The sequence below is a fragment of the Rhodococcus sp. (in: high G+C Gram-positive bacteria) genome (genome assembly GCF_049591685.1).
Taxonomy (GTDB): Bacteria; Actinomycetota; Actinomycetes; order Mycobacteriales; family Mycobacteriaceae; genus Rhodococcoides.
The window spans coordinates 1-13,943 of sequence record NZ_JBAWFH010000549.1; the positions used below are offsets into that span (position 1 = coordinate 1).

The 13,943-nt window shown below is 64.7% G+C and carries 11 protein-coding genes and 1 pseudogene; 8 read left to right on the forward strand and 4 right to left on the reverse strand.

The features are described from left to right. A pseudogene (locus WBQ44_RS22425) lies at positions 1 to 168 on the reverse strand (NAD(P)-dependent alcohol dehydrogenase); the annotation flags it as partial. Positions 169 to 286: 118 nt separating this feature from the next. Here WBQ44_RS22425 and WBQ44_RS22430 point away from each other — a divergent pair. Genes WBQ44_RS22430 through WBQ44_RS22450 form a run of 5 tightly spaced genes read left to right on the forward strand, consistent with a single transcriptional unit; the run spans position 287 to position 5,603 of the window. Then, positions 287 to 1,300: a sugar-binding transcriptional regulator gene (locus WBQ44_RS22430; protein ID WP_495568863.1), complete on the forward strand. Its 1,014-nt coding sequence runs from the start codon at positions 287 to 289 to the stop codon at positions 1,298 to 1,300. Positions 1,301 to 1,332: 32 nt separating this feature from the next. Continuing rightward, the gene (locus WBQ44_RS22435) at positions 1,333 to 2,649 is read left to right on the forward strand and encodes an ABC transporter substrate-binding protein (RefSeq protein ID WP_495568873.1); all 1,317 of its coding nucleotides are present in this window, start codon (positions 1,333 to 1,335) and stop codon (positions 2,647 to 2,649) included. Then, positions 2,646 to 3,596 carry a carbohydrate ABC transporter permease gene (locus WBQ44_RS22440; RefSeq protein WP_495568864.1) on the forward strand — a complete coding sequence of 317 codons (951 nt, stop codon included), beginning with the start codon at positions 2,646 to 2,648 and terminating at the stop codon, positions 3,594 to 3,596. The genes WBQ44_RS22435 and WBQ44_RS22440 overlap by 4 nt, the downstream gene beginning before the upstream one ends. Next, positions 3,596 to 4,486, forward strand: coding sequence for a carbohydrate ABC transporter permease (locus WBQ44_RS22445; RefSeq protein ID WP_495568865.1), 891 nt, complete (start codon positions 3,596 to 3,598; stop codon positions 4,484 to 4,486). Before WBQ44_RS22440 ends, WBQ44_RS22445 begins: the two co-directional genes overlap by 1 nt. Positions 4,487 to 4,502: 16 nt before the next feature. Beyond that, positions 4,503 to 5,603: an ABC transporter ATP-binding protein gene (locus tag WBQ44_RS22450; RefSeq protein ID WP_495568866.1), complete on the forward strand. Its 1,101-nt coding sequence runs from the start codon at positions 4,503 to 4,505 to the stop codon at positions 5,601 to 5,603. A gap of 10 nt (positions 5,604 to 5,613) precedes the next feature. Here the strand turns inward: WBQ44_RS22450 and WBQ44_RS22455 are convergent, their stop codons facing one another. Further along, positions 5,614 to 6,096, reverse strand: a complete 483-nt coding sequence (locus WBQ44_RS22455; protein ID WP_495568867.1) for a DUF3995 domain-containing protein — start codon at positions 6,094 to 6,096, stop codon at positions 5,614 to 5,616. 183 nt (positions 6,097 to 6,279) lie between these two features. Between WBQ44_RS22455 and WBQ44_RS22460 the strand changes: the two genes are divergently transcribed. After that, positions 6,280 to 7,965 carry an AMP-binding protein gene (locus tag WBQ44_RS22460; RefSeq protein WP_495568868.1) on the forward strand — a complete coding sequence of 562 codons (1,686 nt, stop codon included), beginning with the start codon at positions 6,280 to 6,282 and terminating at the stop codon, positions 7,963 to 7,965. Here WBQ44_RS22460 and WBQ44_RS22465 read toward each other — a convergent pair. Next, positions 7,958 to 8,767 (reverse strand): alpha/beta fold hydrolase, encoded by an 810-nt coding sequence (locus tag WBQ44_RS22465; protein WP_495568869.1) that lies wholly within the window; start codon positions 8,765 to 8,767, stop codon positions 7,958 to 7,960. The genes WBQ44_RS22460 and WBQ44_RS22465 overlap by 8 nt on opposite strands. Positions 8,768 to 8,774: 7 nt before the next feature. Then, the gene (locus WBQ44_RS22470) at positions 8,775 to 10,346 is read right to left on the reverse strand and encodes an ABC-F family ATP-binding cassette domain-containing protein (protein WP_495568870.1); all 1,572 of its coding nucleotides are present in this window, start codon (positions 10,344 to 10,346) and stop codon (positions 8,775 to 8,777) included. A gap of 185 nt (positions 10,347 to 10,531) precedes the next feature. Here WBQ44_RS22470 and WBQ44_RS22475 point away from each other — a divergent pair, with 185 nt between their 5' ends. Next, positions 10,532 to 12,361 carry a penicillin-binding transpeptidase domain-containing protein gene (locus WBQ44_RS22475; protein WP_495568871.1) on the forward strand — a complete coding sequence of 610 codons (1,830 nt, stop codon included), beginning with the start codon at positions 10,532 to 10,534 and terminating at the stop codon, positions 12,359 to 12,361. 89 nt (positions 12,362 to 12,450) lie between these two features. Beyond that, on the forward strand, positions 12,451 to 13,943 hold a 1,493-nt coding region (locus WBQ44_RS22480), incomplete at its 3' end, for an NTF2-like N-terminal transpeptidase domain-containing protein (protein WP_495568872.1).

Here is a 13,943-nt window from a genome sequence, read left to right on the forward strand (position 1 = left end):
GCCGCGCACCACGTGGTCGCCGATGCGGCCTTCGCGGTAGTAGTGAGCGTCGGATCCGCAGACGCCCACTGCCGTAATGCGTACGAGTACCTCGTCGGCGGCGGGTACGGGAACGGGGCGTTCTTCGAGTCGGATTTCCTGCGGGCCGCTCAGCACGCTGACCTGCATCGTCTGTGGCACCGGCGAGACATCGGGGGTGGGTGTTGTGTAGATCACACCTGAATGTTAGCTTAATGAGCAGAAGAACACACCATGAGCATTTGCTCATACCGATCGAGGAGTGGTCGTGCCCACACGGGTTCCCGAGGTGCCGGATCCGCAACGTTCGTCGAAGGCGACGGACGATCTGCGGCTTGCCCTCCGCGCCGCGACGATGTACCACCTCGAAGGTTCGACCCAGGCCCAGATAGCCGCGAAGCTCGGCGTCTCACGCCCGACTGCCGGACGGCTCATCGCCCGGGCCCGCACTCAGGGGCTCGTGTCCATCGACATTCACGTACCGGACGAACTGCAGGGCACGGTCCACGCCGACATCGAACGCCAACTCGAGAAGCTCTTCGCGCTCACCGAAGTGCTCGTCGTGTCCGACGTGGTGGACGGCAGCGAAGGCAGTTACGGCTCCCTCGGACGCGCCGCCGCGGCCATCCTCGCGCGCCGCCTCGAACCGCCGGACACCCTGGGCTTCACCTGGGGTCCCGAAACCGTGGCCGTGGCGCAATCGCTCAAGTCACGAGGCGTCAAATGCGCCCAGGTCGTTCAGCTCGACGGATCGATGAGCTCTGCCGACTACCAGACCGGCGTCGAATTCACGCTCGGCCGGTGTGCCCAGCACCTGCAGGCCAAGCCGGTCCGACTCAACGCTCCACTGTATGCCGACCCCGCGACAGTGACAGCGCTGCAACAGGACTCCGTGATTTCGCGCGCCCTCCAGACCGGGGCCGATGCCGAGGTGATGATGTACGGCATCGGCCCCGTTTCCACGTCGACGACGCTGTTCGAGGGCAGCTTCATCGACGCATCCGTCCTCGACGAGCTGCGCGGCCTGGGCGCCGTCGGGGAGATCGGTGGACGGTTCTACGACATCGCCGGCCGCGAAACAGGCGGCTCACTGCCCCCACGAACGGTGTCGGTGAGCCTCGACGCGATCGCAGCGTGCGATAGGGCATTACTGATTTCCGGTGGCAGAAGGAAGCACGAAGCGATTCTCGGCGCACTGCGTGGCGGTTTCGCATCGATCCTGGTGACCGATATCGAGAGCGCGCGTTGGCTTCTCGCGCAAGAACAGGAAGGTAGCAAGTGAAGGTTAAACGGAAGGTGGTTGTCGCGGCTTCGATGGCGACAACCCTGGTGCTGTCCGGATGCGCCGGCGCAGGCTCGTTCGGCGGCGGCGGTGACGGCACCACCATCACCGTCGCGATCGTCTCGAATTCGCAGATGTCCGACGCTATCTCGCTTGCGCCGGCGTTCGAAGCCGAAAATCCCGGGATCAATCTGAAGTTCGTGTCGCTGTCGGAGAACGAGGCGCGCGCGAAGATCACGGCCTCCGTCGCCACCGGTGGTGGCGAATTCGACGTGGTGATGATCAGTAATTTCGAAACACCGCAGTGGGCCGAGAACGGCTGGCTGACCAACCTCTCGGAGTACGCCGACGCCACCCCCGGGTACGACGAGGACGACTTCATTCCCACGCTGAAGGAGTCGCTGTCGTACGAGGGCAGCATGTACTCGGTGCCGTTCTACGGCGAGTCGTCGTTCCTGATGTACCGCAAGGACCTCGTCGAGGCAGCGGGCATCGACATGCCCGAGGAGCCGACCTGGCAGCAGGTTGCCGACGCCGCAGCGAAACTCGACAGCCCCGATGTCTCCGGCATCTGTCTGCGCGGCAAGCCCGGCTGGGGTGAAGTCCTCGCCCCGCTGAACACCGTCATCAATTCCTTTGGTGGCCGCTGGTACGACGAAGACTGGAACGCGCAACTCACCAGCCCGGAAACCGAAGCAGCTGTGCAGTTTTACGTAGACACGGTGCGTGAGCACGGGCAAGCCGGCGCTGCGACAAGCGGTTTCAGTGAGTGCGGTACGCAACTCTCGCAGGGAAACACCGCGATGTGGTACGACGCCACCTCCGCCGTATCGGTACTCGAGGATCCAACGTCGAGCAACGTCGTCGGCAAGATCGGCTACGCCAAGGCGCCGAGCGAGGCCAAGAGCGACAACGGGTGGCTCTACTCCTGGGCCCTCGGTATCCCGACGACAAGCGAAGCGCCGGACGAGGCGTGGAAGTTCGTGTCGTGGATGACGAGCAAGGAGTACCTGAACAAGGTCGGCAACGAACTCGGTTGGGAGCGTGTGCCTCCCGGTAGTCGACTCTCCACCTACGAGATTCCCGAGTACAAGGAAGCGTCGGCGGCCTACGGTCAGGTGACGCTCGATTCCATCAACGGTGCAGATCCCAACAACCCGACGGTCGATCCGGTCCCGTACACCGGAGTGCAGTTTCTGACCATCCCGGAGTTTCAGGACCTGGGAACTCGCGTCAGCCAGCAGATCAGCGCAGCAATTGCAGGACGAATCAGCGTCCCGGACGCGCTCGAGCAAGCGCAGCAGTACGCCGAAGTGGTCGGCAAGACGTACCAGGAGGGCCAGGGATGACCACCACCGATGTGCGATCGACGGAAACCGATTCCGAAGAATTCGTACCCAGACCGCGCACGATCTCGCGAGCCGAAGGTTGGCGTCGCCGCGGACCGCTCCTGCCGGCGATGGTGTTCGCAATCATCGTCACCCAGGTTCCGTTCCTGTTCACGCTGTACTACTCGACGCAGTCGTGGAACCTCGTTCGGCCGGGATCCCGCGAGTTCAACTGGCTCAACAACTACGTCGACGTCTTTCGCGACAGCCAGTTCCGCGAGGTCGCGCTCAACACGGTGATCATGATCGTGGGCACCGTCATCATCTCGGTGATCCTCGGGTTGTTCCTCGCCTTGCTGCTCGATCGTAAGTTCATCGGCCGCAGCCTCATTCGAACGCTGCTGATCACGCCGTTTTTGATCACGCCGGTGGCGGGTGCGCTCATCTGGAAGACCACGATGTTCGACCCGGTGTTCGGGCTGATCAATTTCGTGCTCAGCCCGTTCGGCGTCGACCAGATCGACTGGGTCTCTCGCTTTCCCCTCGCCGCGGTCATGGCCAACCTGATCTGGCAGTGGACGCCGTTCATGATGCTGCTCATCCTGGCCGGGCTTCAGTCGATGCCCAAGGACATTTCGGAGGCAGCTCGCGTCGACGGCGCCGGACCGTTCAAGCTTTTCCGTGAGCTCACACTTCCGCACCTGCGCCGATTCATCGAACTCGGAGCCGTCCTCGGGGCCATCTACCTCGTCAACACCTTCGACGCCGTCTACATGATGACCTCGGGTGGCCCTGGCGTCGCATCGTCGAACCTGCCCTATTACATCTACCAGCGCGCGTTCCTCGGGTTCGACATCGGGCAGGCCGCGGCAATGGGCGTCGTCACCGTCGTCGCCACCATCATCGTCAGCACCCTGGCGCTGAGACTGATCTTCAAGAGCTTCAGTGGAAACGAGGAGGCTGCGTGATGAGTACCGCAACCACGAACAAGAAGAAGAAAAGAGCAGTACCGCAGACGTCGGACGGCGTGACCATCAAGCGCAGGGGCAAGTGGGGTGCCGGTTCGATCTGGTCCTTCGTGGCCTGGGTCGCCGGCCTCGCGTTCTTTTTCCCGGTGCTCTGGATGGTGCTCACCGGTTTCAAGCAGGAAGCCGACGCCTATTCCGACCCACCGAAACTCTTCTTCACCCCGACGCTCGATCAATATCGTGGTGTACTCGAAAGCGGTATCGGCACCACGCTGCTCAATTCTGCATTCGCCACGGTCGTGTCGACTCTTCTGGTTCTGCTGCTGGGTATTCCGGCGGCATTCGCGCTGTCGCTGCGGCCGGTGAAGAAGACGAAAGACGTGCTGTTCTTCTTCATCAGCACCAAGATGCTCCCCGTTGTGGCAGCGATCGTTCCGCTGTACGTCATCGTCGGCGACATCGGCATGCTGGACAACATCTGGACACTGGTGATCCTGTACACCGCGATGAACCTGCCGATCGCAGTATGGATGATGCGTTCGTTCTTTCTCGAGGTACCGAGCGAGCTGCTCGAGGCGGCCAGCATGGACGGGGCTTCGCTGTGGACTTCGGTGCGTGAGGTGATCCTGCCGCTGGTGTCCCCGGGCATTGCCGCGACGTCGCTCATCTGTGTGATCTTCTCGTGGAACGAATTCTTCTTCGCCGTCAACCTGACAGCCGTTCAGGCACAGACGATTCCGGTGTATCTGGTCGGCTTCATCACCGGTCAGGGCCTGTACTGGGCCCAGCTCTCCGCCGCTGCGACGTTCGCAGCACTCCCCGTCGTCCTTGCCGGATGGTTCGCGCAGAACAAGCTCGTGCGCGGTCTGTCCTTCGGCGCCATCAAATAGAATTCAGGAGCTCGAAATGGCTGCAATCACGTACAAGAAGGCATCCTGCGTCTACGAAGGTGCCGACAAGCTCGCCGTCGATTCACTCGACCTCGACATCGCGGACGGCGAGTTCGTCGTTCTCGTCGGACCCTCCGGATCCGGCAAGTCCACTGCGCTGCGCATGCTGGCCGGTCTGGAGGAGATCGACGGCGGCGCCATCGAAATCGGTGGCAAGAACATGGTCGGGGTTCCGTCGAAGGACCGCGACATCGCGATGGTCTTCCAGAACTACGCGCTGTACCCCAACAAGACCGTTGGGGAGAACATGGGCTTCGCGCTCAAGATGCGCGGCGTCCCGCTCGAGGAGCGCAAACAGAAGGTCGCCGAGGCCGCGAAGATCCTCGACCTCACCGAATACCTCGATCGCAAACCCGGCAAGCTCTCGGGCGGTCAACGGCAGCGAGTTGCCATGGGACGGGCCATCGTCCGTGAACCGCAGGTGTTCTGTATGGACGAGCCGCTGTCCAACCTCGACGCCAAACTCCGGGTTCAGACGCGTACGCAGATTGCGGCGTTGCAGCGCAGACTCGGTACGACGACCGTCTACGTCACCCACGACCAGGTCGAGGCGATGACCATGGGCGATCGCGTCGCAGTTCTGCGCGGCGGCAAACTGCAACAGTTCGCCTCGCCGACAGACCTGTACGACAACCCCGTCAATGCGTTCGTCGCCGGCTTCATCGGTTCTCCCGCAATGAATCTGATGACGGTTCCGATCGGATCCGGCGGGGTGCAGATCGGCAACACACTGCTCCCGCTCGAACGCGACGCACTGACCAAGCTTGCGAGCGCGGGGCTCGACACCGTCACCGTCGGACTGCGCCCCGAGCAGCTGGGCATCGGGCACGGTGAGGGGTTCGCCGCACAGGTCGACCTCATCGAAGAACTCGGCAGCGAATCGTACGTGTACGCCCACCTCGACGACCCGAAGGTCAAGGGTCTCGACGGCGGACCCGTCGCCCTCGTCGCCAAGTCGGCCGTACGCGCACCCGCCCGCATCGGCGAAAGCATCAGCCTCGCCAAGCTCGACGGTTCGGTGCACCTGTTCCACCCCGAATCGGGCGACCGAATCTAGCGCTTGTGGCTCATTCGTGCTTTCGCCTGGCGAGCAGGCCCAGCAATAGCGCTGCTCCCCAGAGCACGAACAGCCCGTCGAAGAACAGATGCCCGATTTTTACCTCACGTCCCTCCGAGGACGCGATCAGTCCGATGACGGCGCCGACGAACGACAGCCCACCCCACACGAGAAGTAGGGCCGCGCCTGCCCAGGAGACGGCCAAGATGGTCCTGCGCAGCGGCACGCGACCGAGGTGGGCCAGCAACGGCAGTACGGCCGCAGCCAACTTGAAGGCAGTGAGGCCGAGCAGGACCGAGCGTGCCGTGGCGGGTTCGGCGTCGACCCAGTCGGTAGCCCAGGCGCCGACTGTTCCCAACAGCCATCGTCCGCCGGCTGCCCAGTATCCGGAGAACGCGGCGTGCACGACGCCGACGACGCAGGCGGCGACGAAACAGCGGGTAGCTCTGCGAGACCCGATCGTTGCAGGCGACCCGGTCGTTCCAGCGGACATGTCATCAAGCCTCTCGCAGCGGGGTGCGGTATCGACGCGATCAGTATGGGTCCGCACTTCCTTGCCTGCACCCTCGATCGGGGGTAGCGAGGAGTTTGCGCAGTGCCCTACCGTCGGCAGTGATGGGTATCACACGGCGCTGTACGCCCACGGACGGAACGATTCGAGCTTTCAGGAGGGCACATGGCCGGGACCGCGCACACGGCATTCAGGGCTGCACGTGATGTATTGCTCGATGCCTACGGCGAGTACGACACTGCCCTCGACACGTTTCGGTGGCCGACGCTCGGCGAAAAGTTCAACTGGGCGATCGACTGGTTCGATGAGTTCGCTCGAGGCAACGAGGCGACCGCGCTGTGGATCGTCGAAGAAGACGGCTCCGAAGGCAAGTACAGCTTCGACGACATGACCTCTCGATCCGATCAGGTCGCTCGCTGGCTCGAGCAGCAGGGCATCGGTCGGGGCGACTCGGTGATTCTGATGCTGGGAAACCAGGTCGAGTTGTGGGAGTCGATGCTCGCGGTGATGAAGCTCGGCGCTGTGCTGATGCCGACCACCACGGCGATCGGGTCCGTGGACCTCGCCGACCGGCTTGATCGCGGCCAGGCGAAGGCCGTCATCGTCAATCCGGTGGATGCACCGAAGTTCGACGAGGTTCCCGGCGATTACCTGAAGATCGCCGTCGGCGATGTCTCGGGCTGGGTCGACTTCTCCGGGGCGTACGAGGTGCGCAATCCGCAGCCGTTCGAGACGGTGACCGCCCCGGACGACCGACTGCTCCTCTACTTCACCTCGGGAACCACGAGCAAGCCGAAACTCGTCGAACACACGCAGGTGTCGTACCCCGTCGGGCACCTCACCACCATGTACTTTCTCGGCCTTCGGCCCGGCGACATCCACCTCAACATCAGCTCGCCCGGTTGGGCGAAGCACGCATGGAGTTGCTTCTTCGCGCCGTGGATCGCCGAGGCGACGATCTTCATCTACAACTACACGCGGTTCGACGCCACAGCGCTGCTCGAGCAAATCCGGCGGGCCGAGGTGACGACCTTCTGTGCACCTCCGACGGTGTGGCGCATGCTCATTCAGGCCGACATCACCGGCGGCAAGGGTGCGCTGCGGGAAGCGATCGGCGCGGGGGAGCCCCTGAACCCCGAGGTGATCTCTCACGTTCAGAAGCAGTGGGGTCTCAACATTCGCGACGGGTTCGGCCAGACCGAAACCACTGCGCTGGTTGCCAATACGCCGGGTGCAAAGCTGAAGTTCGGCTCGATGGGGCGTCCCCTGCCCGGCGTGCCGGTGGTCATCGTCGACCCGGTGACGGGCGAGGAGGCCGACGAGGGCGAAATCTGCCTCGACCTGACCACGCGCCCGTACAACTTGATGACCGGATACCTCGACAACCCGGCGCGCAACGACGAGGTCATGTCGGGCGGCTACTACCACACCGGTGACGTCGCATCGCGCGACGAGAACGGCTACATCACCTACGTCGGCCGCACCGACGACGTGTTCAAGGCATCCGACTACAAGGTTTCGCCGTTCGAGCTCGAGAGCGTCCTGATCGAGCATCCCGCGGTGGCCGAGGCGGCAGTCGTCCCCGCACCCGACGCGACGCGCCTCGCGGTTCCCAAAGCGTACGTTGCGTTGGCGGCGGGCTGGGAACCCAATGAGGACACGGCATTCGAGATCCTGAAGTACGCGCGCGAACACTTGGCGCCGTACCTGCGAATCCGCCGCATCGAGTTCTTCGAACTACCCAAGACGATCTCCGGCAAGATCCGCCGAGTCGAACTGCGTGCCCGCGAGGACTCCGGCGAAGTGTTGTCGGGGGAGTGGCGCGACGACCAGTTCGCGAACCTCAAGTAGCTCTTTCGGCGGGTGAGTGCCGATCCAGGAACGGAGACACGACCGCGAGAATCTCGGTACTCGCCGCGGGGGTCGTCGAGTGGTCGAACCCGTCGATGAGGTGAAATTCCGCGCCCGGTACCAACGCTGCAGCAGCTCGGCCGTCTGCCAACCGGGTGCGGTCCTCGGACCCGACGTAGAACAGGCTGGGCACATCGATGTCACGAAGATCGTCGTCGGACAAGCCGGGCTCGATGTCGGACGCCCGGAGGTACGCGGCCATTGCGTCGGAGTCGTTGGCGGCGAACACCGCTCGCGTTGCCGCGTCCACCGGGAACAGTCGGTGGCTGTTCCACTCGTCGAGGAAACCGTTCATGCCGCGTTCGGCCAACACGTCCGCGCATCCGGGAAAGAACAGTCGATCGAACGCGCCCTTCTGCGAACCGTGGGAGCCGCCGCCGACGACGAGGCTCGACACGCGGGATGTGGTGCTCGCTGCCAGCGTCAGTCCTGCGCGTCCCCCGAACGAGTATCCCCAGTAGTCGGCTCGCTCGACCCCCACGGCGTCCAGCACCGCGATCAGATCTTCGACCATGGTGCCCATGGCGTAGGAGGCGACATCGTGCGGCTTGTCGCTGCGGCCGTGACCGCGCATGTCCACCAGAACGAGTTGCCGCGACGAACGCAACGCCTTCAGATACCCGAACGTTCGCCAGATCGTGTGCGTCAGGAGACTGCCGTGCACGAGCAGCAGCGGCGGTCCCGAACCCACGACCTGGTACGCGATCCGGACGCCGTCGGAGGGGTTGGTTGCCAAGTCCACGCTTCCATCATGGTGCATCCGGTTCCGCACCGAGGTCGACCCACCGCGTCGGGTCGAGATCGCGCAGGAAGGGCAGGTCGTGGCTGACGACGACGAGGGCACCTCGGTAACTCGACAACGCCCCGGTCAGGTGCTTCTTGCTTGCCAGGTCGAGGTTGTTGGTCGGCTCGTCGAGCAACAGCAATCGGGGCGACGGCTCGGCGAGCAGAATTCGCGCCAGCGCAGCTCGAAGCCGTTCACCCCCGGACAGTGTCGACACCACGGCGTCGGCGTCGGCGCCCCGGAACAGAAACCTGGCGAGCTGCGCCCTGATTCGTTCGTTCGTCGCGTGCTCGGCAACATCGGCCACATTCTGCGCGACGGTGCGTGACTCGTCGAACACGTCGAGACGCTGCGGTAGGTAACGCCACGGCACGACCGGTTGCGCTGCGTCGATTGTGCGAAGCAGGGTGGTTTTTCCGCTGCCGTTCGGCCCGATCAGAGCGATCCGCTCGGGCCCCACGATCTCGATGTCGTCCGTGACGACGATCCGCTGTCCTGCATAAACCTCCGTCGCCGGCAGATCGACGCGTATCTCCCGGTCGTCGCGAAGACGCTCCTCGGCGGCTGCGAGAACGGCCTGCGCGTCGTCCACCTTGTCGAGGTGGTTGTTGCGCAACTTCCCCGCCGACACCTGCGCGGACCGTTTGCGCATCCCCATGACGATTTTCGGCTCGCGCTTCTGGTCCTCCATCTTTTTGCCGTACCGAAGCCTTCGGTCCAGTTTGGTTCTGGTGTCGGCCAATTCCCGTTCCTGTTTGCGCACGTCGTTCTTCGCGTCGTGCACTGCGGCGAGAGCAGCCTCCTGCTCGGCATCGACGACGCCGCGGTAGTGGGCGTAGTTGCCGCCGAACATTCGCAGTCGCGTGGGACCGACGCGTTCGGCGCGCAGTTCGGCGGTGTGGTCCATGGCATCGAGCAGATCGAGATCATGACTGACCACGATTGCGACCCCGGTGAAGCCCGCGATTGCCTGATGGAGCCGGCGGCGTGCCTGCAGATCCAGGTTGTTGGTCGGCTCGTCGAGGAGAAGGACATCGGGTTCCGCGACGAGTTCCGCGGTGAGCGCGAGAAGCATCGACTCGCCACCGGACAGGGTGCCGACGATGTTGTCGAAGTCTTCGGTGCGGGACACGATATGCCCCAGCCCCAGCTTGTCCAACAGTGCGACGGCACGTTCCTCGGCGTCCCATCCCGTTCCGGCGAGGGCAAAGTCATCTTCGGACCCCTCACCGATTTCGATGCGTTGCAACGATTCTCGCAACTCGCGCAACCGGAGAATCTCGTCGACCCGCCGACCGGGCCGTAGCGCGATGTCCTGGGGGAGGTATCCGATGACGCCGGAAGTGCCGATGGACCCTCGCTGCGGCGTCAGCTCACCGGTGATCAGTTTCAGCAGCGTGGACTTGCCTGCTCCGTTGTTGCCCACCAAACCCGTTGTGCCCAAGGGGAATACGGCGTCGAGCTTGTCGAACACGACGTCACCGTCGGGCCAGAAGAAGAGAACGTCGGACAGACGCAGAGATGACGAAGTAGACATGATTGCTCCAGAAGTTGTGTGCGCGCTGAGTGCGATCACGCAGAATGCGTGACGCGAGCGGAACGAACTTCTACAGGAGCAACGGCCTCTCCGAATCTGTTGGCAACAAGGCAACAGTAAATTTAGACCGGCATCGAGCGTGGTGCAACCCCGAGCTTCTCCACAGGGTCAGGCATGATCGGTGCGTGCGCACATCGAAGAAGACGGCTTCTGCCCCTGTCGCAGTCACGGCCCTGCTCGCAGTGACAGCCCTCGTGCTCGCGGGATGCGCGGACGACGGCCCGCCGCAGCCCGAGACCACGGCCCAGCAGTTCGTCGACGCGATCAACAGCGGAGCGGCAGACGCCGCTGCAGCGCTCACCACCGACCCGGTGGCGGCGTCGGCAGCATTGACGAAGCTCTACGACGGACTGAGCGCAGGAGGAAGCGTCACCGCAACTCCCGACTACACCGTGGAGTCCGCGTCGGACGAGGGCGGCGCGGTGACGCTCGACGCCACCTGGCGGTTCTCGACGACCAAGGACGGCACCGAGGAGCCGGACGGCGAGCCGAAACAGTGGCAGTACGACACGAACGCCACCGCCATCGAGACCGATCAGGGTTGGCGCATCGAGTGGAACCCCGAGGTGCTCGCTCCCGGCCTGACCGTCGACGGCACCGTTCGCTACACCGCCACCGATGCGCTCGTCACTCCCAAGGTGTTCGACCGGGCAGGGGCCGAGCTGATGTCGCAACAAATCGTCACCCTGGTGAACGTGGATTCCACCGCCGACGCCGCCGCCGTCGCGTCCTACATCACGCCGATCGTTCCGGGTATCACGGCCGAGTCTATCGCCGCCAATCAGGCTGCAGCGCAGGGTAACTCGACGACGGTTGTCACCCTTCGGCAATCGGACCTCGATCTGATCGCGGCGCCGCTCGCTGCTCTCCCGGGCGTCACCCTGGCTCCGCAGACGCGCTTGCTGACGACCGATCGCGCGCTCGGCTCGCCCGCGCTGGCCGGCGTCTCCGAACTCTGGCAGCAGCAACTCGACGACAGCAAGGGGTGGGCGATCCAATCAGTCGGCGTCGACGGTGCAATCGGTCAGCTGGAAGGAGTCGACGCGAACCGCGCCCCCGACATCGCCACCACCCTCGACTCCGCGCTGCAGATCAAAGCCGAGAACGCGCTGGCTTCGCTGCCGCAACAGGCGGCCATCGTCGCGCTACAACCGTCGACGGGTGAGGTGTTGGCGGTCGCCCAGAACGCCGTCGCCGACGCCGAAGGCCCCATCGCGCTGACCGGGCTCTACCCACCGGGCTCGACGTTCAAGACCGTCACCACCTCGGCAGCGCTCGAAGCGGGCATCGCGACACCCGACACGATCCTTCCGTGCCCCGGCACCGAGAACATCGAGGGTCGTCAAATTCCCAACGACGACAACTTCGACCTCGGCGCCGTCCCGCTGCACACCGCGTTCGCGCGCAGCTGCAACACCACGATGGGACGACTGGGCGCAGGGCTGCCGGCGGATGCACTGCAGCAGAACGCGTTGCGGTACGGCCTCGGCGTGGACTACGTGACGCCCGGGCTGACCACCGTCACCGGCAACGTGCCCGTCGCGGACACCCCGGCGCAGCGCGTCGAGTGGGCCATCGGCCAGGGGCAGGTGACGGCGTCCCCGTTCGGGATGGCGCTGGTGGCGTCGTCGATCGCGAGTGGGTCGCTGAAGGCGCCGACGCTGATCAGCGGGCAACCCGGCACCGCCGACGTGTCGACGCAGCCGCTGAACCCGCAGGTGACCGCGCAGCTCGAAACGATGATGCGCGAGACGGTGACGGCCGGAACCGCCACCCAGCTGCAGGACATTCCCGGGCTACTGGGTAAGACCGGTACCGCCGAGTTCGGGCAGCAGAACGAGGGGGCTCACGGTTGGTTCGTCGGCATCGAGGGAGACCTCGCCTTCGCCGTGTTCGTCGCAGGCGGCCAGAGTTCTGCGCCCGCCCTCGAGGCAGCGGGACGCTTCCTGCGCTAGTTCGGCGCCGTGCACCGTGGCGCAATCGTGACCGTAGCGTGTGAATACCGTGCTTGTTACTTGTGTGACTGCAGGGAATATTGTGACTCATGAGTTCTGTGAGAATCCCGGTGGTGGGCCGGGTCCGTGGCCGCTACGTCGTGGTCGCCGTGGGAGCAAGCCTGGTCGTGACGACGACCGCGGCACTGTGGACGCTCGACGCTCCGCCCAGTGAGGCGGAACAAGCGGTCGAGACGTTCGTCGCAGCACTCAACGACCACGACGTGCAGGCCGCCGCCGCCCTGACGACCTACCCCAACGCTGCGGCCGCGAGCCTGTCGCAGATGTTCGACGGTTTGGCGGCCGACGGCGCGTCCACCGGGGACTTCGAGGTCGCCCAGTTCATCGACCTGTCAGCCGACTCCGGTTTCTTCAATCTCGAATCCGGCTGGAACTTCGGCGAGGGCAAGGACTGGCAGTACGAGACCCGCGGCACCGCGAAGAAGCTGAGTGTGGGGTGGCGCATCGCGTGGGAGCCCGACGTCCTCGCGCCCGACATGCCGCCGGGAGGCGCTGTGCGCTACGTACGCACCGATGCACCGCCGCCGCTCGTGTTCGACTCGGCGCACAACGTGCTGATGAACGAGCGCACCATCAACGCGATTCTGCTCGATCCCGCGCAGATGCCCGACCCAGCAGCATCCGCGGCCCAGCTCGCGGACGTCATCGACGTCGTCGCACCGCTCATCACGGCCGACACGTTGCTATCCGATCTGGCCGCATCGCCCGGCAGCTCGGTGCTCGCCGTCAACCTCCGCGACGACGATTTCGCGGTACTCGAAGACGACCTGCGGGCCATCCCCGGCGTGGTCGTCACCCAGACACCGAAGCTGATCGCAGGGGACCGACGGATCACCTCGCCGCTGCTCGACTCACTGCGCAATGCCTGGCAGGCAAACCGCGACGCCACCTCGGGATGGGCCGTCGACGTCATCGGACCGGACGGGGCTCTGACGCGGCAGGCCGGATTCCAGGGTCCGGGAGGCCCCGACCTGCAGGCGACGCTCGATCCGCGAGTGCAGCTCGCAGCCGAGGAAGCCGTCGTCAGCGTCGGTACGTCCGCGTCGATCGTGGCCATCGCCCCGTCCACCGGCGCCATCGTCGCGGCGGCGCAGAACAGTTACGCCAACGAGCAGGGACAGATCGCGTTCTCCGGAATGTATCCGGCCGGTTCGGCAGCCGATCTGCTGGCCGTAGATGGCTTGGACGCAGCCAACCTGGGACTGGGCATCAACTACTCCATGCCCGGACTCGACGCGTTCACCGGTCAGCTTCCGTCGGCGAACGCTGCGATCGACCGCATACGCACCGTGGGGAACGAGACGTCCCAGGTGGCCGTCACACCGTTCGGCCTCGCGCAGATGGGAGCGGCCATTGCTCGGGGGAACGCGCCACTCCCGTCGATTGTCGCCGGGCACACCGCCGTTGCAGACAAGGACGCTGGCAGCATTCCGCCCGCGGCGCTCGCGGAGCTCCGCGAGAAGCTGGCGAATTCCACTCGTGACGAAGGCCTGGATGCCTACGACGGATTGACGGGCTACGC